25 protein-coding genes are annotated in these 17,609 nt (G+C 57.4%); 1 reads left to right on the forward strand and 24 read right to left on the reverse strand.

What is annotated here, in order from left to right; all coding sequences use genetic code 11:
• Positions 1–17 precede the first annotated feature (17 nt).
• Complete coding sequence (locus AC07TV_RS18615) at positions 18–761, reverse strand: competence protein CoiA family protein (protein WP_494649864.1); 744 nt, start codon at positions 759–761, stop codon at positions 18–20.
• Between the two features lie 206 nt (positions 762–967).
• Between AC07TV_RS18615 and AC07TV_RS18620 the strand changes: the two genes are divergently transcribed.
• Complete coding sequence (locus AC07TV_RS18620; protein ID WP_494649865.1) at positions 968–1,312, forward strand: H-NS histone family protein; 345 nt, start codon at positions 968–970, stop codon at positions 1,310–1,312.
• Between the two features lie 1,117 nt (positions 1,313–2,429).
• Here the strand turns inward: AC07TV_RS18620 and AC07TV_RS18625 are convergent.
• The 23 genes from AC07TV_RS18625 to AC07TV_RS18735 all read right to left on the reverse strand — a co-directional run bounded on the left by AC07TV_RS18625 (position 2,430) and on the right by AC07TV_RS18735 (position 17,587).
• Positions 2,430–3,305, reverse strand: coding sequence for a LysR family transcriptional regulator (locus tag AC07TV_RS18625; protein WP_494649930.1), 876 nt, complete (start codon positions 3,303–3,305; stop codon positions 2,430–2,432).
• Complete coding sequence (locus AC07TV_RS18630; protein ID WP_494649866.1) at positions 3,302–4,309, reverse strand: phosphonate dehydrogenase; 1,008 nt, start codon at positions 4,307–4,309, stop codon at positions 3,302–3,304. The genes AC07TV_RS18625 and AC07TV_RS18630 overlap by 4 nt, the downstream gene beginning before the upstream one ends.
• An 11-nt stretch (positions 4,310–4,320) precedes the next feature.
• Positions 4,321–5,127, reverse strand: coding sequence for a phosphonate ABC transporter, permease protein PhnE (phnE, locus tag AC07TV_RS18635; protein ID WP_076471910.1), 807 nt, complete (start codon positions 5,125–5,127; stop codon positions 4,321–4,323).
• A gap of 2 nt (positions 5,128–5,129) precedes the next feature.
• Positions 5,130–5,984 carry a phosphate/phosphite/phosphonate ABC transporter substrate-binding protein gene (phnD, locus tag AC07TV_RS18640; RefSeq protein WP_494649867.1) on the reverse strand — a complete coding sequence of 285 codons (855 nt, stop codon included), beginning with the start codon at positions 5,982–5,984 and terminating at the stop codon, positions 5,130–5,132.
• Positions 5,985–5,987: 3 nt separating this feature from the next.
• The gene (gene phnC, locus AC07TV_RS18645) at positions 5,988–6,797 is read right to left on the reverse strand and encodes a phosphonate ABC transporter ATP-binding protein (RefSeq protein WP_076471914.1); all 810 of its coding nucleotides are present in this window, start codon (positions 6,795–6,797) and stop codon (positions 5,988–5,990) included.
• A 416-nt stretch (positions 6,798–7,213) separates the two neighbouring features.
• The gene (locus AC07TV_RS18650) at positions 7,214–7,705 is read right to left on the reverse strand and encodes a hypothetical protein (protein ID WP_494649868.1); all 492 of its coding nucleotides are present in this window, start codon (positions 7,703–7,705) and stop codon (positions 7,214–7,216) included.
• A complete protein-coding gene (locus tag AC07TV_RS18655; RefSeq protein ID WP_494649869.1) occupies positions 7,702–9,552 on the reverse strand; it encodes a site-specific integrase in 1,851 nt (616 codons plus the stop codon). Before AC07TV_RS18655 ends, AC07TV_RS18650 begins: the two co-directional genes overlap by 4 nt.
• The gene (locus tag AC07TV_RS18660; protein WP_494649870.1) at positions 9,549–11,213 is read right to left on the reverse strand and encodes a tyrosine-type recombinase/integrase; all 1,665 of its coding nucleotides are present in this window, start codon (positions 11,211–11,213) and stop codon (positions 9,549–9,551) included. The genes AC07TV_RS18655 and AC07TV_RS18660 overlap by 4 nt, the downstream gene beginning before the upstream one ends.
• Positions 11,203–12,333, reverse strand: coding sequence for a tyrosine-type recombinase/integrase (locus tag AC07TV_RS18665; protein ID WP_494649871.1), 1,131 nt, complete (start codon positions 12,331–12,333; stop codon positions 11,203–11,205). The genes AC07TV_RS18660 and AC07TV_RS18665 overlap by 11 nt, the downstream gene beginning before the upstream one ends.
• The gene (locus tag AC07TV_RS18670; protein WP_494649872.1) at positions 12,333–12,590 is read right to left on the reverse strand and encodes a hypothetical protein; all 258 of its coding nucleotides are present in this window, start codon (positions 12,588–12,590) and stop codon (positions 12,333–12,335) included. The genes AC07TV_RS18665 and AC07TV_RS18670 overlap by 1 nt, the downstream gene beginning before the upstream one ends.
• Before the next feature lie 142 nt (positions 12,591–12,732).
• A complete protein-coding gene (locus tag AC07TV_RS18675) occupies positions 12,733–13,011 on the reverse strand; it encodes a hypothetical protein (protein ID WP_494649873.1) in 279 nt (92 codons plus the stop codon).
• Between the two features lie 192 nt (positions 13,012–13,203).
• Positions 13,204–13,443 (reverse strand): hypothetical protein, encoded by a 240-nt coding sequence (locus AC07TV_RS18680; protein WP_494649874.1) that lies wholly within the window; start codon positions 13,441–13,443, stop codon positions 13,204–13,206.
• A 5-nt stretch (positions 13,444–13,448) separates the two neighbouring features.
• A complete protein-coding gene (locus tag AC07TV_RS18685) occupies positions 13,449–13,778 on the reverse strand; it encodes a hypothetical protein (protein WP_494649875.1) in 330 nt (109 codons plus the stop codon).
• 180 nt (positions 13,779–13,958) lie between these two features.
• Entirely contained in the window at positions 13,959–14,306 is a 348-nt protein-coding gene (locus AC07TV_RS18690) for a hypothetical protein (RefSeq protein WP_494649876.1), read from the reverse strand.
• A 4-nt stretch (positions 14,307–14,310) separates the two neighbouring features.
• Entirely contained in the window at positions 14,311–14,661 is a 351-nt protein-coding gene (locus tag AC07TV_RS18695) for a hypothetical protein (RefSeq protein WP_494649877.1), read from the reverse strand.
• A 6-nt stretch (positions 14,662–14,667) separates the two neighbouring features.
• Positions 14,668–14,985 carry a hypothetical protein gene (locus AC07TV_RS18700; protein ID WP_494649878.1) on the reverse strand — a complete coding sequence of 106 codons (318 nt, stop codon included), beginning with the start codon at positions 14,983–14,985 and terminating at the stop codon, positions 14,668–14,670.
• On the reverse strand, positions 14,982–15,311 hold the full coding sequence (locus tag AC07TV_RS18705) for a hypothetical protein (RefSeq protein ID WP_494649879.1): 330 nt from the start codon (positions 15,309–15,311) through the stop codon (positions 14,982–14,984). Before AC07TV_RS18705 ends, AC07TV_RS18700 begins: the two co-directional genes overlap by 4 nt.
• Positions 15,312–15,336: 25 nt before the next feature.
• Positions 15,337–15,870 (reverse strand): hypothetical protein, encoded by a 534-nt coding sequence (locus AC07TV_RS18710; protein WP_494649880.1) that lies wholly within the window; start codon positions 15,868–15,870, stop codon positions 15,337–15,339.
• Positions 15,870–16,187, reverse strand: a complete 318-nt coding sequence (locus AC07TV_RS18715; protein ID WP_494649881.1) for a hypothetical protein — start codon at positions 16,185–16,187, stop codon at positions 15,870–15,872. The genes AC07TV_RS18710 and AC07TV_RS18715 overlap by 1 nt, the downstream gene beginning before the upstream one ends.
• A gap of 14 nt (positions 16,188–16,201) precedes the next feature.
• Positions 16,202–16,684 carry a hypothetical protein gene (locus AC07TV_RS18720; RefSeq protein WP_494649882.1) on the reverse strand — a complete coding sequence of 161 codons (483 nt, stop codon included), beginning with the start codon at positions 16,682–16,684 and terminating at the stop codon, positions 16,202–16,204.
• 23 nt (positions 16,685–16,707) lie between these two features.
• A complete protein-coding gene (locus AC07TV_RS18725) occupies positions 16,708–16,914 on the reverse strand; it encodes a hypothetical protein (RefSeq protein WP_494649883.1) in 207 nt (68 codons plus the stop codon).
• A complete protein-coding gene (locus tag AC07TV_RS18730) occupies positions 16,911–17,300 on the reverse strand; it encodes a HepT-like ribonuclease domain-containing protein (protein ID WP_494649884.1) in 390 nt (129 codons plus the stop codon). The genes AC07TV_RS18725 and AC07TV_RS18730 overlap by 4 nt, the downstream gene beginning before the upstream one ends.
• Positions 17,297–17,587, reverse strand: a complete 291-nt coding sequence (locus tag AC07TV_RS18735) for a nucleotidyltransferase family protein (RefSeq protein ID WP_494649885.1) — start codon at positions 17,585–17,587, stop codon at positions 17,297–17,299. Before AC07TV_RS18735 ends, AC07TV_RS18730 begins: the two co-directional genes overlap by 4 nt.
• Positions 17,588–17,609 lie beyond the last annotated feature (22 nt).

The raw sequence follows: 17,609 nt of genomic DNA on the forward strand, positions 1-17,609 counted from the left end.
ATGGTGTGAATGGCCGCTTAACTTGAAAGCGGATACCCGGATTCCCGCCACTGCCATTGCTGGTCGGAAAAGACGAGTTTCCCGGCGGCCATACCAACGGCAAATTCGGAAACGGTAATGCACTGAGGGGCCCCTTCCGGAAACACCACAACCCGCATTTCCTCGAGCGCCGCGTTTTTTGCAGTCCCGAGGGTGAGAGGCAAGGCGGCCAGGTGCGGCAGGGCGGGGCGAGCGGGCGGATCAATGCCCTGTTGATGCAATCGGTAGTAGATTGCCTTTCCCAGAGCGCCGTAGTGCGCCGGTGCCCGGACCAGCCAAACACAATTGACGCCCGAGTCCGTGTAGCGAGCGCTCCGTGTTTCGTAAGTCTCCAGCGTTTGCTGCGCGAGCTGAACTTCAATCGCGATCAGTCGCTCCTTGGTTTGGCAAAGGACGTCTGCCTGCCAAGATTCGCCACTGGGACTCGTTCCTGATCGCTCAACCCAAGCAGTATGGCCGGCGGCACGCAATGCCTTGGCGATAGCGATCTTGGCCCATGCGTGTTGCTCGGATTCTGGTTCCGGCTTGGTCCCTGTAAATCCTGGTGCATGTGCGAAGAACTGCGTCCCACGAATGCTGCGCTTGAGGACGGCCGGCCACGCCGAGCCAATCATCCTGAATGTTCCGAGCGGCAGGCGTCGCATTCTTTCCCACTCTGCGGCAGGGACAGAGAACGATTCAACCTCCAGTCCGTCGTTTGCGCGTATGGCGATCAGTGTCACGGTAACTCTTTCTCCAGTGGAATTCACTTCCTACGCCGTCAATATGCCGGATTTGACTTATAAATACAATCCCGATAATAACAATTATCAGGATAGTGACAGGAAATCGAAGGGCAACGGATTTTTCTTTTGGGTCCAAAAACTTCGTGGGGGCCGCATAAAATACTGGGTTCCAAGAATATTCACCGCCAAAGGAGCGCCACACGATGTCGAACATCACTGATCTGACCCAAATATCTGTTCCGAAGCTGCGGGAATTGCTGGCCGCCATTCCAGCCGAAATCCGCAAGCGCGAGGCCCAGGAAAAGAAGGCAATCCTGAACGAGGTTCGCGAACTGGCGAAGGCACGCGGCTATGCCTTGGAAGAATTGGTCGGAACGGGTACGGCCACCGCCGGCGAAGGTACTGTCGCGAAGCGTGTGGTCGCCCCCAAGTATCGGCACCCCCAAGATCCATCCTTGACCTGGACCGGGCGCGGTCGCAAGCCTGCATGGCTCGCCCAGCTGCTCGAGGCAGGTTCTTCCCTTGCGGAAGTCGCGATCACGTCCTGACTAAAAGGCTGGCTTGCATGTGCAATGCCGTCTCCTGGCCGGAGCATCACGTTAGGTTTGCCGATCGAGAGGCTCAACTCCCGGTTGTGACGCGCTCCGGTGGTATAGCTATGGTCCGCTGGGGCGTCCATTACGATGAGCAGAGTCATCCGTATCCAAAGGGGCCATGCGCTCGCCTTGAGTCAATTCGCGACGGGCGTTGGCGCCGATTGAGCCCTCGGCCAGTTCGAATTGCAGTGACCAGCTTCGGAGAACGTTCGCCGATTGATCGATGCAACTATTGGTTCAGTCTGCCGCCAGGTGCGGCGTTGCAAGGGCTCTTCGTTCCCCCAGTCGGTGCCGATCCTGATGGGCGGGTCTATGTGGTCACGGTTCCCATAGAAACCGCCACTGCTTACGGGTTGAAAGCTCAGTTTCCCTTACCATCTGGCGGCATGCCGGCCGTGCATGATCGCTGGCCGCGGCTGGTCAGCCTGTCTGGCGACGAGAGTTGGCAGGCTTCAGATCCCTGGGGTATCCGGATTTTCCGGTGGACGTGAGCCGTTGAAATAGCATCCCCGTAATTTCACTCTCCGGATTTTATGTAATCCTTTGCAAGTGTTGCGTAATGGCGTATTCGCCTATTGGCAAGCTACTACACGATACGCAACAAATTAAGTGTGGCGTATTGACGTTCATGGTGCCAATTTTGACCGGGTTGTCGGACCAACCTAACCTGGTGCGCCGCACCAAATTGGCAGCACAAATTTCTATTGGCCAACACCGGAGAGCGACAGCTTCGTGCCCAAAATCGCCAGATGACATTTGCAATTTTTATGGCAGCTTCCTGATCATAATGCGCCGGTCACGGCAAACTAACCTTGGCTGGGTTCTCGGTCAAAGCTGCACCCAAGCGATGATTTGGATTTGACCGCTCAAGTTTCGTTTGCTGCTATGAGATTGGTCACACCATGGAATGCTATAGGAACTTTGGATTCCTTATCAGCCAGCGCAGGCAATGGAGCAAATGGTTACACAGTAGTGAGGCAGTTTCCCAATCTACTCGGCAATGAAACGGGTGGCGACACCCAGACATGGTCAGCATGCCAGTTCAACCCGGATACTTGTATCGATGTGATCAGGCGGCGGAGCCTGCCAGCCAAGTACCGAATCGACACGCAGCATGCTCCTCGCCGAGCGAATCCCGCCAGATCACCTGGAGGGCCTTGCGCGGTGGCGAATTTCCTTCCAGCGGGATGGCGACCAGCTTCGCCATTCTTGTCTCGTCTTCGACTGTTCCGGCAAGGGCCAGCGACACGCCCATCCCCGCTTTGACCCATTGCTTGACGGCATCGGTTGAACCCAGGCGCGCGCCGATTGGCAGTGCGGCCAATTCGACACCCATATATTCGGCCAGAAGCCGTCCGGTACCTGTACCGGGCTCGCCACCAAGCATCGGCGTCTCTCTTAACTGGCTGCGACTCAAACAGGGCAGTCCTGCCCACGGATGGTCGGGGGCAACGATGACGACCATTTCCTCGGTTCTCCAGATGCGGGAGACAAAGCCAGGGCGCTCGTCCCACCATTCCATAAGGGCGACGTCGATCTCGCCATTGGCGAGCTTTTCAGCAACCACCGGGTTTTGGTGAATCTGGATGTCTACGTTCGCCCCGCTTTGTTCGCCATAGGCCTTGAGGTAGGGATGGAGCAGGTAGATGCCGATATTGCTGCTGGCGCCGATGGCCAGGCGACGCTCCCGGAAGGTATTGAGCGCATGGCTGGCGAGACGCTGAAGATCCCGGGCATGGCTTTCGAACGTCCGCCCCTCCACCGTCAGGCGACAGCCCCGGGGATCCCGCTCGACCAGACGGGCGCCCAGAATGTTCTCCAGCTTCTGCAATTGCTGCGAGATGGCTGCCTGGGAAATCCCCAGCTCCCGCGCCGCTGCGCGGAAGCTTTCCAGTCGGGCGATGGCGAGAAAACTCGCGACCTGGTCGAGATTGAGCGTGCTCAGGCCGCGACCTTTTCTAACGGGCGATTGACGGCGCCCTGCGGTTGCTGGCCAGCCAGCGCCTGCAGGATGTTGGTTGTTGCCTCCTGTTCAATCGCCAGGCGGACCGTGTCCACCGCAGAACCAATATGGGGGGTGAACAGCGTTCGCTCGGAATCCGCCAACAGATGCCCGGGTATGTTAGTCGGCCGATCCGGCCGAGCCCATTCCTCGAGTTCGTAGACATCTGCCGCATAGCCGGCGAGCTTGCCGCGGGCCAGTGCATCGGCCACCGCCGCCTCATCGACGACGGAGCCGCGACAGGCATTGACGAGGAACGCCCCGGTCTTCATGCTGGCAATCGCGCCGGCGTCGATCAGGTGTAGCGTGTCCGCCTTATACGGGAGCATCGGAACGACATAGTCGCTTTCCGCCAGCAACTGATCGACGGCCACGCGGCGCAGGCCAAGGCGGGCCTCGACGTCGGCCTGCAAGGGGCGGGGATCGGCGTAGAGCAGCTTCAGTTCATAGCCTTGCAGGCGGGCGGCGATGGCCTGCCCGACAGCGCCCATGCCAATGATGCCGAGAGTTCTGCCGGTCAGGCCGGCGCCGTAAAGTACCGGCCGCCAGCCATCGAAGGAGCCGCTGCGGACCAGCCGGTCGCCCTGAAGGATCTTACGGGTCAATCCGATCAACAGGCCGATGGTCAGTTCCGCGGTCGGAATGGTCAGCAGGTCAGGCACGTTGGTGAGCCAGACACCACGCAGGGTGCAGGCGTCGACATCGTAGTTGTCATAGCCCTTCAAGGCGCAGCCGACGACCCGCAGGCGGGGACAGGCGGCAAGGAACGCATCGTCGATGCTGTCGGTCATGAAGGTCATGATTGCATCAGCATCCTGCGTGCGACTCAGGATTTCTTCCCGGGAGAGTCGCTCGCGTGTCGTATTGGGTACAACGTCGCAATGTTCGGCCAGCCGGTCGATGATTTCCGGATGCACCCAGCTGGTGAGGACGACTTTGGGTTTCAAGTTGTTTCCAATCATTTGAAGCGTTTTCTGAGCGTGCTGCTGAAGGCATCGACCAGGGTAACCATGAGCAGGATCACGAGCAGGATGGCGGAAACCTCCTGATACTGCATGATGCGCAGGGAGCCCATGAGCTCGAAGCCAATGCCGCCAGCACCCACCATGCCCATGACGGTCGACGCCCGGAAGTTGTATTCCCAGCGATAGATCGAGATGTCGGCCATTTGCGGCAGCACCTGCGGGATGACGCCATGCAGGAGAACCTGGATCGGTGTGGCGCCGGCGGCGCGCGCCGCCTCGATGGGCGCTTCGTCGGCATGCTCGATAGCTTCGGCAAAGAACTTGCCGATCATCCCGACCGAGTGCAGGCCCAGGGCCAGCACGCCGGGCAGCGCGCCAAAGCCGACCGCGGCAACGAATATGATGCCGAGGATCAGTTCTGGAATCGAGCGGAGGGCATTCAGGGTGCCCCGGGCGGCCTGATAGATCGCCGGATGCGGCGTCGTGTTGCGGGCGGCGAGGAAGGCCAGGGGAACGGAAAGCACCACCGCCAGGGCAGTACCAGCCACGCTCATGGCCAGCGTGTCGATCAGGGGCTTGAGCCAGCTGCGGGCATTCTGAAAGTCCGGTGGAAACATTTCACTGAGCAGACGGAGGATGGCCGGTCCGCCGTCAGCCAGTCGCTCGCCGTCGAACAGTCCGACATAGTGCGTGCATAGGCCGATGACCAGAAGGATAGCCACCAGTCGCAGGGCGCCGATGTTCCAGGCGCGCTGCTGTTGATCAATGATCTGATCGTGATCAAGGGTGCGGGTCGTCATGCTCACTGGAACTTGGAAAGATCGATCTTGAGGAGGGGGCCCAGATTGCGGACGACGTCGTAATGCTTGTCGGTGATCACGTCAAAGCCTTCTGCCTTGAAGGGCTTGAGAACGGCAGGATCCTTGAGGTTGAGGAAGGCGGCGCGAATCTTCTCTTTCAATTCCGGATTCAGGTTGGAGCGCATCGTCCAGGGGTACTGCGGGAAGGGCTTTGAATATTCGAGTACGGCGACCTTGGCCGGATCGATGATCTTGCGCTCAACCAAGGACTCGAAGATCGGACGGCTCAAGCCACCGGCTTGGGCATGTCCGTTCTGGACCGCCATGGCTACGGCATCATGCGAGCCGACGAAATGTTCCTGATAGTCCCGGCCGGCATCCAGCGTCTTTTCGGCAAGGACGGACTTCGGAATCAGGTGGCTCGACGTCGATGCCTTATCGCCGAACGCCATGTTCCGGCCTTTGATGTCCTCGACGCGCGTAATCCCGGCGCTGGTGTTGGCGATGATCACCGACTGGTAGGTGGTGCTGCCCTTAGCCTTGAGCGCGACGAAGGGTTCGATCTCGCTTTTCTGGCGCGCCAGAACGTAGGAGAGTGGGCCGAAGTAGGCCAGATCGATGCGCCCGAAGCGCATGGCTTCGATCATCGAGGAATAATCAGTGGTGACGATGAGTTCGACTTTCTTGCCAAGGGTGCTTTCCAGGTAGTCCTTCAAGGGCTGGTTGTTCTTGATGACGGTGCCGGCATTTTCGTCCGGCAGCAGGGCCACCTTGAGCGTTTGCGGATCCGGATTGGGCGCGGCATGTGCGCCAAGGGCGATGGTCAGTGCGCCGAGCAGGGCGAGCAGTTTTTTCATGGGTCAGTCCTCAATGATGGCGAGTTCAAGCGATGGATGGTTTGGCCGGTGGGTAGTGCCGGCGGGCGGTGCAGGCACGGGCGGCGTCTGGTCGTAGATCATGTCAAGCACACCGGCGTTCAGCGTATCGGGCGAGCCATCGAAGACGACTCGGCCGTGAGCCAGGCCAATCACCCGGTCGGCATATTCCATGGCTAACTCAACCTGGTGCAGGCTGACGACGGTCGTAATGCCGTCTTCGCGGCAAATCTGCTTGAGTTGCGAAAGAACGCGGCGCGAACTGGCGGGATCAAGGCTGGCCACCGGTTCGTCGGCCAGCATCAGGCGCGGCTGCTGGGCCAGAGCCCGGGCGATGCCAACCCGTTGCTGCTGCCCACCACTCAGTTGGTCGACCCGGGCGAGTGCCTTGTGCAAAAGTCCGACCCGGTTCAGGCATTCGAGCGCGATCTGGCGTTCGGCGCGTGGCAGCGGAAAGAGGCTGCGCCAGGTGGCGTGATAGCCGATACGCCCGAGCAGCACGTTGGCCAGGGCGGTATGGCGCTCGATGAGCTGGTGCTGCTGGAAAACCATGCCTGTCTGGCGGCGATGGGCCTGCAAGGCAGCACTTCCCTCGATCGCGCCGATGCCATCCACATTGATCTGGCCGGTGCTTGGCTTGGTGAGCAGGTTGAGACAGCGCAGGAGGGTGGATTTGCCGGCCCCGGAAGCGCCTAGCAGGACAGTAAACTCACCGCGACCGAAACGCAGGGAGGTCGGCTGGAGGGCCACCAGATCGTCGCGGTAACGGACGGATACGTCTTTCAGATGAATCATGGGCACCCCTTCCATCCAGCCGTAGCTGATTCGATTTTCGAATCAACTGCGGCATGCAATAAAGCAAATCAAATCGGAATGAGGACATTAGTGGCTGATGGTTTCAGTCGTGTTACCGCATCGTGAAGTATCGATTACGCGGGCTAGACGTCGGGTGTCGATCCAAGGAGGCACTATGACTGCACCCTGGACGGCATTGGTCCGATCTTCCAGGCAGCCATTGGGGCGCGACGAGCACCCGCCCTACAATCGCTGTCTGACCAAGCGGCAAAGCTCCATTGCCCTTGAAAGGCAGTTTATGGATCTGAAAGCTGTCGTTCGCTGATCACAATTTTCGTTAGCTCGAACGGCTCCTCTTGGCCGGACTGAGACGGCCAAGCGAATACCATGTCAGCATGCGGCGCCGCAGCAACAAGTCACGGAATCCGGATAACGGTTGTAGACTTCGAATCGCGTTCATTCAGTTGCTTCTGAAGTCCGGCAATTACCCCATCCCGCACCCGGATGAGTTCTTCCAGTTCGGCTATCCGGGCGTCTAGCCGATAGTTGATGCGTGCGAGTGCAGCCACTTCTTCCTGCGCTTCATCAACCAGACGCCGATACTCCTTCTGCTTTGCGGCAGATTGCGCCAATTCCGAACGACTTTCCTTGAGCAATGCTTTGGGCGCTGTATCGTTGATCTTCCGGATCTCGACCAGCACCGGTTCATGGAACCGGTAGAGGGTGACGCGATCCACGCCGGCCTCTTTGGCGACCGATGCGGCGGTGATCTTGGTTCCCTTCTTCACGACACGTGGGTTGCCATTCACGAGACGACGAACGGCAAGCTCTAGTTTCTCCCGCGTATCCTTTACCGACTGGCGTTTCTGGGCCGCCAGCGCCTCCTGGGTTGCCTCGGCAACGCTCATGCCGCCTCCTGGCCGTCAAGGCGCCGCAAGACCTTCTCGGCGTAATTTAGGATGGTCTGCGCCCGCGCCCGGCCACCTGGCCCCATGTCATCGAGCGCCACCGCTTCCTGTTGCTGCTCTCGAATGCCCTGCCAGACGGAGCGATGCTCTTGTCCGATGATGCCGTAGTTGCACTCGACGCACATCTGCGCCTCAAAGACGCACAGACCGCCGCATCCCGTGCCACGGGCATTGCCTACGCACCATGAGTGTCCCGTACCGTTCAGGGTGATTGTGCCGGCGTACTCCTTGATGAGTTCTTCCTTGTTGGCCGCCGTGCGAACCGAGGAGCGCCAATCGTTCAGCCAGTGACTTCCATTGGCGAGCGGCGCATCGGAGTCGAGGTAATCCGTCATGATTTCGGACTGGCGACTGATTTTCTCCTTGGCAACCATTTCAAGAAGCTCAATGTCAGACTCAAAGTCGTCGGTTGCGCCATCGGCGTAATAGCTTGTCATGTCGAGACTCCAGTGCCCAAAATGGTCGCGGAGCGTCAGTAAGTCTCCCAATTCAGAGCGAGCCACAAAATAGGCATAGGTGCGGCGGAATTGGTGGGTATGCAGCGGATAGGGCTGGAGGTCATCGTCGAGAATGGCATTATCGACACAGAACCGTTTCAGTTCATCATTCATGGCACTGCCTGAGACAACTGCGACTTCGCCGCGACTATTCCGCAGGAAAAGCTTGACCTTGGACTTTTGGACCGAATGAAGCCTCTTCGTCAATCGTGACTTTTCTTTTGCAATGGAATTTGGGAGCCGAGCCAGAAGTTCGTGCTCTTCTTGCCGTAGCCGTTCCCGAAGCGGCGAAGTTAGCTGGCTGAGGACCGCCACAGCCTCGGCGACAATAGCCGGCACCAGCCAACGGTGCGGCCGGACCCCAGTTTTGTAGATGGTGCCATGGAGCCAACAAACATCCATGCTGTCATCCTTGCTCTTGCCCCTGGCAATACACCCTTCTTCAATGGACATTGCCTCGGAATCACGAACACCGGAGAACATCGCAATCACAATGAAGCAAGCGGTACGGAGCTTGACGAACTCAGTGGCATTCACCCCGCCAGCACTATTAACAGAGTCTGAAGCATCGTTGCGAAGTGCAGCGAGAATTGCGGATGAGCGATTCCGCGTGTAATCGATGGCAACGTTCGCTAGCTTGGCCATCACGGCATCTGGAATGACTTCTGTTTTTGGCTTGCCGAAATCCCCATGTGTTTTCAAGCCAGCCAGTGAGATCGCTGACTCAAATGGCCAGGGCGGCAACTGGAGTGCATCGTTGAACTTGCCTCGTTGAAAATGTAGTTGCTCAACCAGGGATAACCGGCCAGTAACAGTGGCCGGAGTTGCCGGCTTGCCACTTTTCCCCCGCTTGGCGAACGGAACGTAGTCAAGCGTTCGACCGTCCATGTCGGAAAATCGTGACAGTCCGATAGTGACCATCCAATACAACAGCGGGCGTAATGCAGTAACCTTGGAGATGAGCGATGTAAATGCTGGACGCTTGCTTCCGGAGGATGGCGTTACAAACAGCGACCAGATGAAATCCTTCGACGATTCCAGTAGCGCGGCATTCGCGGGGTCAGTCAGCCGCGTCCCGTTGGGCAACAAGATGTTCCAGTCGATCATTTTTTGCGCTGGACGGAGGTTTTCTTGCGGAATGTAAGGGTAGAAGTCCCACACGTTGTCACCCAAGCGACTGACCACCAGGGGTGTTCCATCAGGCGTCAGTACAATTGATACTGGCCTTTCGCATTTCTCCGCCGAGGAAACTCCAATCAGCGGACGGAGATCAAGCAAGCGAACTGTCATAGCAAAGGGCCTTTCCAGGTGGGGTGCGGCGTTGTTTGCGCCTTGGCACGGGCTTCCTCTACCTTGTATGCAGGGAACAAGGGTGCGATGTCGCTATCGATCCGCCGAATGATGGGGCCATAGGTTTTCAGCCAATGGGCTGCGTTGATTTTTGAGTGTTCAGCAATGAGCCGATAGTAGAAGCTGAACAGCCGCCATAGGTCGTCCTCGAAGACGCACATGCTGGGGCACTTGAAGCAGGCGAAGAACTTCTTGCAGACCGACTCGTTTTCCCGAAACGGATTCTTGCAGCGGGCAATGCCTGTGTTGTACCCGCCAGAGAGAAGGTCTTTCACGTCCCGCAACGGGATTTTGCCGTCCGCCGCCACCAACACCTTGCCCTCTACCTCTTGGCTCGTGAATAAGCCAACCAAGGCATCCGCCACCAGTGCATGATCCCGCTCAGCCTCAGGTGGTGCGTCAACATAATGGCGGGCCGTGGTGGTTACCTTGGTGTGACCAAGCGCCTGCTTTACCTTGCGAATATCCCGGCAGCGCCGGTACAACTCCGTTGCAAAGGTGGGGCGAGCACGGGACATATGTAGCGTTATCGGGCTGCCGGCATCGTCGAGTAGTGCGTGTCGCACGCTGAATTCGCGCAGCGCTCGCGCAACCCGCGCCCCATCAAAGCGCACAACGCCCGAATTCAACTTAGAGCGAATCTTCATCCGTACCAGCAAGACAAAATCACGTTCTTCGGCTTTGGCCTCCCCAGCCAAAGGCGAGGTTATCTCGCAGAGAGAGCGGAAGTGCTCTCCAATGCTCACCGGAATAGCCGTCAGCATACGTTTTTCCGACTCGCTCTCGGCGGCAACTATCGCTGTCGCCTGGCTGGACCACCCACGGCGTTTGTAGGTGACAAGCAATTCTCTGTCTTCGATGGGGTGCTTCTGTAGACTGTCGCGGCGCAAATCAAGCAGCGATTGCAGATTGCGTCCCGTAGCGAAGCCAAGAATGAGGACATGGACCGCAATTACTTGGTCATAAGACAGCGCATGGTCCTGATTGCCGTGGATTGCCTGCAAATCGTCATGCAGGGCTGCCAGAAGGCGCTTGTGTTCCGTAATCGAATAGGGGTCACGACTCGGGATCATCCGGTCGGCATTAGGGAAGGGATTGCGTGGAAAGCTCAACTTGCCACTGACTGCCAATGGGTTTCTTGCTTGGCGGTTACGCAGCAGTGCCTTGACTTGATTCACGGCTACCTTGCGTGCTGACAAAGCAAGGGGACTCCCTTTTCTTGGTCCACGTAAGGCCGGCTGCAATTCCAGCCAGGCAATAAACTGGTCAAAGACGTTGCGATCCACCTGCGACAGACAATTTAGCGTTTCGGCGGTCGGATCGACATCCTCCACGAATCGCCATAAATATCGAAACCCTCCATTGAAATTGTTCCTCAGGGTTGCACCAACGAATTCCTTGCGGAGATTCCAGTAGGCATCCCGCAAGTGCCCGAGTAGTTCATCGCGTCCGCGACCAGCATATGACGTAAAGTCCAGCGTGATCTTGCCGTGATGAGGGCAATCAATGGTGAATTTCCACCCTGGAGGCATGTCCACCACGCGGTCGCCGTCCATGGTCAGGTTGATCTTGCGGTCGAGTTTCTGTCGTTTAATTGCCATCGCGTAGCACCTGGCAAATGTCAGCCTGAAAACCGTCCACGTCGTCGTGTTGAACAAGATCGGCAGCGTGGACGTATTTCTCGGTGGTGGTGATCGAACTATGTCCCATGCGGTCCCTGACCCAGAGCAGCGCCTGACTTTGTGTCTTCACGCGACTCATGCGCAGCAGCTCGTATGTGCCGAATGTGTGCCGTAGCATGTGAGGGTGACATTTGATGCCAGTCTTCTCGCTAAACCGGCGAAACGCATTATTCAGCCCAGTCAGCGACAGAGCCTCGCCATCTTCGGAGAGAAACAGGCAAGTGGTTTCCTGACCATGGGTGCGCTTATGCTTGGCGAGCAGTTTCGGCCATTCAAAGGTGAAGTAGTGGTACAACGCCACTGCCAAGTCGTAGGGCAGCATGACCGTACGCTCCTTGTCGCCCTTGGTCGGCGTCAGCGCCGGATCAAGGAGCATTGCGATCTGTTTGGCTGGATCTCGGCCAGCCGGGTTCGGCAGTACCCGGTAATCAAAGCTGGCTACCTCTTCGCGCCGCATCCCGGTCAGTAGCATCAGGTAACTCATCAACTTCAGGCGATATGGGGTCATGGATTCCAGGAAAGTCTTGGCCTGGTCCAGATGCAGGAATTTTGGAAGAGATTTGTGGGTACGCACCGTCAGTTCGTTGGCTTCGAACCGCCCGCCAGTGGCATCGACATGGGCAAGGAATCCCTGCGGCTTGGCAACCCATATCTCCTCCTTCGAGAAGGGGATGGCATGGGTGATTCCTTTCCTCAAGGCCCAGTCATAGAAGGCATCAACACTGCGGAGCCGTTGGTTAGCCGTACTGCGCTTACAACCGCGTTCCAGCATGGCGTCCCGCCAAGCGGCGATTTGTGTCTGGTTGACGCCATCCCAAGTCAGGTCGTTTCCCTCCAGGAAAGCGAAGAACTCAAGGAGGTCGTTACCGTAGGTCCGCCAGGTCTTCTCGGAGCGGGTCCGGCCTTTTACGGTAGCCACATACCGCAGATATTCATTCGGTGCAGAAACCAGTTCCATCTCGGCATCGCAGAGAAAGGGGATGTTGGGGAGAGGATACCCAGCGACCACGAAGCTGGCATCGGTATAGAAGAGCTTCATCAAATGCCCTTCTGCCGCAAGCAGGCAACTGCGCCCCGGAACTCCGTACCGAAAAGGTGGCTGGCGAGATCGACCGCGCCACCACCACCTTTCTCGGCGCGGGAGTCGAAGAATTTGGTGCCTGTCAAAAGGAGTTCGAATTCACGTCCTCGCACAGTGGCGTGCCAACGCTCTGTACCAGCGTCTTTTACAGGGACAAACGTCACATCCTTTTTGGCGTGGTCAGCCAACGCCATCAATACGCGAGTCGCCGCCATCGTGCGCCACCTTCTCAGATCGGATTCCTCGACTCGCCCCATCTCGCCTCCATACGCAGCAGCTACTCGGCTTTCATAGAAAGCCTGCTACTCAACACCAGTCACTGTAGCATATGGATTATTGCACGCAACACTTCATTGGTTATTTACCGGATTCTCCGGTGGACGTCCCATTTTTCAGATGCTTGGTTGGGTGCTGGTTTGTCAGCAGAAGAAAGAGTTCCCACGCCGCCAATGGAATGGCCCGGTGGTTACGGGTGCCTACTGGCTGTTCATAGCCCGACCACGTTTTGTAGCCTGCTGCCGTTGCTGGCGACACCAGTCCTGCGGCTTGTGTTTGGTTAAGCCTTGCCCGCTCGCGTGCGGCTCTGATCTCGTCTGGTGAGGGCTGGGTGATTCTTTCGGTGATGAGTTGCTGCATTGTTCCGGTCTATAAGTCTCGCTGCATTACGCGGCACGGCCAAGAGTGGCCGCAGTTGGCACAAGTTGCCGTGTGCAGCTTGGTGTTCAGGATCGCGGATGGCTCACCGTTTCCTGTTAGCCAGTGATAAGCGTGCCGACTACAACGAGGGCAGCGGCGCTCAATTTTCTTGGGTAACTCTGTAGCCATTGGTCAGGCTCGATTGTGCCGACGTTCATTCAGCAGGCGGAGAGCCTTCCGAACCTCGACGCGAAGCCATTCTAATTCGTCACCCTTGGTTGCCCGGTAGCACATCCGTTCAACGAGCTTGGGAAAGCTGGCTGGATCGTCGGCCCACCGGCGCTCGATTTTGAGGGTGGTGTAGAGCACCTGGCACGCACGCGCCAAGGCAAGACACACAATGGAGAGAAGCACGATAATGGTTGTCTGCATGGGGTTCAATGTCCATTTTTCGCCAGGCTGAGAATGTGTTCAATGGCGTCTTTCATCTGGTCAAGAACGGCGTTCAGTCGGTTAATTTCCAAGCGTTGATGTTCATCCAAGGGCAATTCCAGCCATCGCACGAGCTGTTCTCGAAAGACCGGCAGCAAGTCCTGTTGCTCGCCGAACACTGCTTGCAGGCGACTGGCCGTTTCGCTATCCAGCACTCCCGGTCGATGTCGGCACTGCTCCAGATTTCCTACCTGCTTGTGGAGGGACTGTAATTGGTCATCGAGCATTCCGGCAATGAACGGCAATGCTTCGATGGGTTGCCAGTTTGGGAGCATTATTGGCCGGGCTGCGCTGTTTGTTTGTTGTGGGATGCTGGTATAGCAGGTAGGCGCGTTGGTCCCCAGGAATCCGGCTGGTCTGGATATGCGTCAAAACGCAGGCAGCGAGAGCAGAAGCCCCATAGTGGGTTTCCGTGTGAGCATTCGCCTTCGGCTCCTGCATCTGCCGGATGAGGTTTAGGTGCCACCATGCTTACTCCCCCAGTCGGCCTGTGCGGCATAGCCCATGCGCCGTACCACGGTGTCCACATCATCTTCAATCGCGCACTCGTGCATCCAATCTGCCTTCTCGGCAGCCTTGCCGCGCTCGAACGCCCCTTCGAGCACCCGGCTGTGTTCTTGCAGACGCTCAATTTCGGCGGCGGCTTTGGCTGGCCACGCGCTCAGGTCTTGTCCTTCATCATCGTATGCCGCATGAATCCGGCGCAAGTTGTCCAGTATGTGCATCGTCCCACTCAGGAAATTTCTCTCTTCCTGGCTCATGGGAATCGGTACAACACCATCAATGTGTGCATCCATCGTCATGGTTTCAATCCATCTCCACGATATGTTTCTGGCGGTCCTGCTTGGCGTAAATGTCTTCGCCATGGGTTTCAATGAATTCCACTTCATCCCAGGCCAGGCACCAATCGAGCGGTAAGCAGGTGATTGCTGCCATGAACTCGGCGCATCGTTCGTCGCTCAGCGACGGGCGACCATCGTCCGTGAATTTCAGGAGGTGGGCAAACCGTGCTCGATCCTCGGCGATCTGTACGGCGCTAAGGCCCGCGTCGGTATAGACCCCAGTAAAGTACATGTAGCGGTCGTGGGCCGCCGAAAGAGCCGCACGCTGTTCGTCCGGAACTGCGCCTGTGACTTGTCGGGCATGTTCGATGTTCATGACGCCTTAGCCCCGAACAGTTCGCCACAGGAAGGCGCTGGTGGCGATGAATGCGATAGCGGCAAAGGCAGGCTTCACTAGTCCTGGAATGAACCACGCGGCAGAACCCCAAAGCACGGCATTGAACAGCAGTCCGATGATGAGGACCGGCAAATACTCGCGGTTCACAACCTCTCGGGCTTCCACTTTCCGCCGTTGCACCTCGGGGTCGTTTGCCAAGCGATCCTCATGCTGCTCCACTTCGGCCAAGAGGGTGCCATCGTCAAAGGCGTGCGGATCGCCCGCGAGGATGATCTTCTTGGCAATGCGCTGTCTCGTGTTCATTCTGCATCCTTGATGTGCGGAACCTGCGTCTTGACCAGCATTCTCAGAATGAACAGAAAGCACAGCCCTGCAACGATTGCGACGATGATCCATCCGCCCAAGGTTGTCAGCGTTGCTTCACGGTTCAACAGATCGGCATAGGACGTGTTTCCCGAAGACTGCTTATCGAGAACATAGACAACGGCTCCGAGTACAGCGAAGCCAATCCAGACCGGTGCCGCCTTGAGGGGGCTATGCCCGTTCTCTTTTGCCCAAACGAGCGACCCAGCGATTACCACCAGCAACGTAAACACGATTTGAAGAAGACGAAGCATTTCGACGCTCATATCCATTTCCCTGAATGCTGATCGGTTAAAGAATCGGGTAGCACTGCGGTTTGATTTTCGACTCAATGCACAGTGCGGACTTCAAGAAGCTCCCTTCACCCTCGCGTTTGATCTGCGCCGTGTCGCCAGTTGTGGCGGAAACACCGCCATGGACCTGGAAAATACCGGTCGTCGTCTTGACGGTCGTATCGGTCGAGAAGGTCGTGCTTTGCAGTTGAATGTCCTGGATCACACCAGCCGCCTCGAAGGTTGGCTTTGGCGGCTCCGGTCGAACAGGCGCGGGGACAAATTGACGGTACAGCGTGAATCCGGCCCAAAGAATGGCAATGGCCAACAGGATGATTTTCATCCGCCGACCTTCTGCACGATAGAACGTTTCCTTTTCCTCATAGGTGGCTTTGAGCAATCGTTCAACCTCGTATTCCGGCAAGGTGAATGGCGGAAACGGCTTCTTGAAAGTCAGCTTCGACTGAATTAAGCGGTCAATCTTCTTTTCGCGCTGCTGTCGTTTTTCGTCAGCTTGCTTGCGCCCAACAAGGGAAATTGTTTTATCGGCCATTAGCTTTCCAAGAATTCCGTCAATCGCTCATCCGGCGTGCCCGGATACACCTGCTTGATGAACGCAAAGGCAGCGCGTGCGGCGTCATCGACGTTGGGGTAAAAAGTCGGATCGGTATCCAAGTCCTCGCCGGACTTCACGATGCCGGGGAACTGGCTATATTGGTCACCGAATTCCTGCTGGACGAGCCAGCGCCCATCCGTGCACCCGACCAGCATCAGCCCTGATTCCGGATACTCGAACTTGTCGCCTTCCGTCCGATAACTGAAATCGAAGTGATGGTGATCGACCGTTTTGTACTTCTCGTGAGTATTCATCGCGTTCTTTCCGATTATTGGCGATTGAGGTCAGCCGCAGTCAGTTTGGCAAGCGCCGCCATCGTTTCTGAACTGGCATCGACCGGAACTTGAACAACGAGCGGGTTGGCTTTTCCCAACATCTCAACCAATTCAATCTCTGGAGCACTATGCACAAAGCTCTCAAAGGAAAAGTCAAAGCCTTCCGGGTCGCCGTGCCCCGCCCACTCGGCATACACAGCGCGGCACCGCGATTCATCCCGATAGAACCACGCACACTCTTTTCCAGTCGGCTGGCGAAGCACAAGTGCATGCCACTCTTCTTTCTTTGGTCGGAACAGGGTTTCAGCCGCATGCAGTCGTAGCACACCAGCGGCGCACTGGCGAAATGCGCGGCGCGTCGTCGCATACGGAGTATTCGTATCGTCAAAGCCAAGCCGGAAGAACTTTCCGATAGACTGCTTTGGCTTCTCCCATACCCGCACGTTTTGCATTTCCAGATTCTTTCCAGAAACCATAGTTGTCGAATTTCCCTCTACAGTCATCGCTGAATATCGCAAACAAACTGCGAGTTCACCACGACGCGGCCACATTTGATTTGCTCGACAAGCGCAGCCTCCGCTTCCGCTCGCCCCTTTCTGGGGGCAAGCAACCGCCCATCTTTCTGGCCCCACACGGCAGCCACTCGCTTGGCGGCATCCAGCAACGCCTTCTCTTCAGCGCAAATCACATAAGTTGGTGCAGTCATGGTTTCATCCCCGAATCATTGGCCTGTCTGGGCAAGTTAGCCAGTACGGTCTGCACTTGGCTATACAGCCCGGCTAGATCGTTGCTCAGCGTCTTCCAGACGATTTCCAAGTCAACCTTGAAGTACCCATGTGCCACGGCGTTACGCATCTGGTAGGCAAACGCCAGGGGCAATTCCGGGTGTGCCTGAGCGAATTCAGGGAAATGGACTTCGATGTTGTGGCTGGCCTCGCCGATGATCTCGAAATTGCGGATCACCGCATCCTGCGCCATTTCATCCTCAAGAAACGCCACTTCGCCTAGGTCTTCGGTATAACGCTCGATGCGCTCAATGGCTTGCAGGATGTGGCCCAGGTAGTCGGCCAATCGTTGTTGATCGCGGCTCATACCGGCACAGCCTCAGCCAATACGATGGCGCGAAACTTCTCAGGCAACGCTTTGGGGGTCAGCACATCCACCGGCACGCCCAGCAGTTGCAGCAACTCATGGCGGATCGCGCCAATGTCGAACAGCGACGTTTCAGGGGTCGGGTCAATCAGGATGTCCAGATCGCTGTCCTCGGTATCGTCACCGTGAGCGACTGAGCCGAAGACGCGAGGGTTGCTCGCCCGGTGCGCAGCTACCACACGGCGGATTGCATCCCGGTTTGAGGCAAGGGCTAGAGAGGGTTTCATTTGGCTTCACTCATCATGCGTC

The sequence above is a fragment of the Azonexus sp. GW821-FHT04F04 genome (genome assembly GCF_059420025.1).

Excerpts from the sequence above, each read along its gene's own strand:
- AC07TV_RS18620 (WP_494649865.1), top strand. The coding sequence starts at position 968 with ATGTCGAACATCACTGATCTGACCCAAATATCTGTTCCGAAGCTGCGG.
- phnE (WP_076471910.1), bottom strand. The coding sequence starts at position 5,127 with ATGACGACCCGCACCCTTGATCACGATCAGATCATTGATCAACAGCAG.
- phnD (WP_494649867.1), bottom strand. The coding sequence starts at position 5,984 with ATGAAAAAACTGCTCGCCCTGCTCGGCGCACTGACCATCGCCCTTGGC.
- phnC (WP_076471914.1), bottom strand. The coding sequence starts at position 6,797 with ATGATTCATCTGAAAGACGTATCCGTCCGTTACCGCGACGATCTGGTG.
- AC07TV_RS18650 (WP_494649868.1), bottom strand. The coding sequence starts at position 7,705 with ATGAGCGTTGCCGAGGCAACCCAGGAGGCGCTGGCGGCCCAGAAACGC.
- AC07TV_RS18655 (WP_494649869.1), bottom strand. The coding sequence starts at position 9,552 with ATGACAGTTCGCTTGCTTGATCTCCGTCCGCTGATTGGAGTTTCCTCG.
- AC07TV_RS18660 (WP_494649870.1), bottom strand. The coding sequence starts at position 11,213 with ATGGCAATTAAACGACAGAAACTCGACCGCAAGATCAACCTGACCATG.
- AC07TV_RS18665 (WP_494649871.1), bottom strand. The coding sequence starts at position 12,333 with ATGAAGCTCTTCTATACCGATGCCAGCTTCGTGGTCGCTGGGTATCCT.
- AC07TV_RS18670 (WP_494649872.1), bottom strand. The coding sequence starts at position 12,590 with ATGGCGGCGACTCGCGTATTGATGGCGTTGGCTGACCACGCCAAAAAG.
- AC07TV_RS18675 (WP_494649873.1), bottom strand. The coding sequence starts at position 13,011 with ATGCAGCAACTCATCACCGAAAGAATCACCCAGCCCTCACCAGACGAG.
- AC07TV_RS18680 (WP_494649874.1), bottom strand. The coding sequence starts at position 13,443 with ATGCAGACAACCATTATCGTGCTTCTCTCCATTGTGTGTCTTGCCTTG.
- AC07TV_RS18685 (WP_494649875.1), bottom strand. The coding sequence starts at position 13,778 with ATGCTCCCAAACTGGCAACCCATCGAAGCATTGCCGTTCATTGCCGGA.
- AC07TV_RS18690 (WP_494649876.1), bottom strand. The coding sequence starts at position 14,306 with ATGACGATGGATGCACACATTGATGGTGTTGTACCGATTCCCATGAGC.
- AC07TV_RS18695 (WP_494649877.1), bottom strand. The coding sequence starts at position 14,661 with ATGAACATCGAACATGCCCGACAAGTCACAGGCGCAGTTCCGGACGAA.
- AC07TV_RS18700 (WP_494649878.1), bottom strand. The coding sequence starts at position 14,985 with ATGAACACGAGACAGCGCATTGCCAAGAAGATCATCCTCGCGGGCGAT.
- AC07TV_RS18705 (WP_494649879.1), bottom strand. The coding sequence starts at position 15,311 with ATGAGCGTCGAAATGCTTCGTCTTCTTCAAATCGTGTTTACGTTGCTG.
- AC07TV_RS18710 (WP_494649880.1), bottom strand. The coding sequence starts at position 15,870 with ATGGCCGATAAAACAATTTCCCTTGTTGGGCGCAAGCAAGCTGACGAA.
- AC07TV_RS18715 (WP_494649881.1), bottom strand. The coding sequence starts at position 16,187 with ATGAATACTCACGAGAAGTACAAAACGGTCGATCACCATCACTTCGAT.
- AC07TV_RS18720 (WP_494649882.1), bottom strand. The coding sequence starts at position 16,684 with ATGGTTTCTGGAAAGAATCTGGAAATGCAAAACGTGCGGGTATGGGAG.
- AC07TV_RS18725 (WP_494649883.1), bottom strand. The coding sequence starts at position 16,914 with ATGACTGCACCAACTTATGTGATTTGCGCTGAAGAGAAGGCGTTGCTG.
- AC07TV_RS18730 (WP_494649884.1), bottom strand. The coding sequence starts at position 17,300 with ATGAGCCGCGATCAACAACGATTGGCCGACTACCTGGGCCACATCCTG.
- AC07TV_RS18735 (WP_494649885.1), bottom strand. The coding sequence starts at position 17,587 with ATGAAACCCTCTCTAGCCCTTGCCTCAAACCGGGATGCAATCCGCCGT.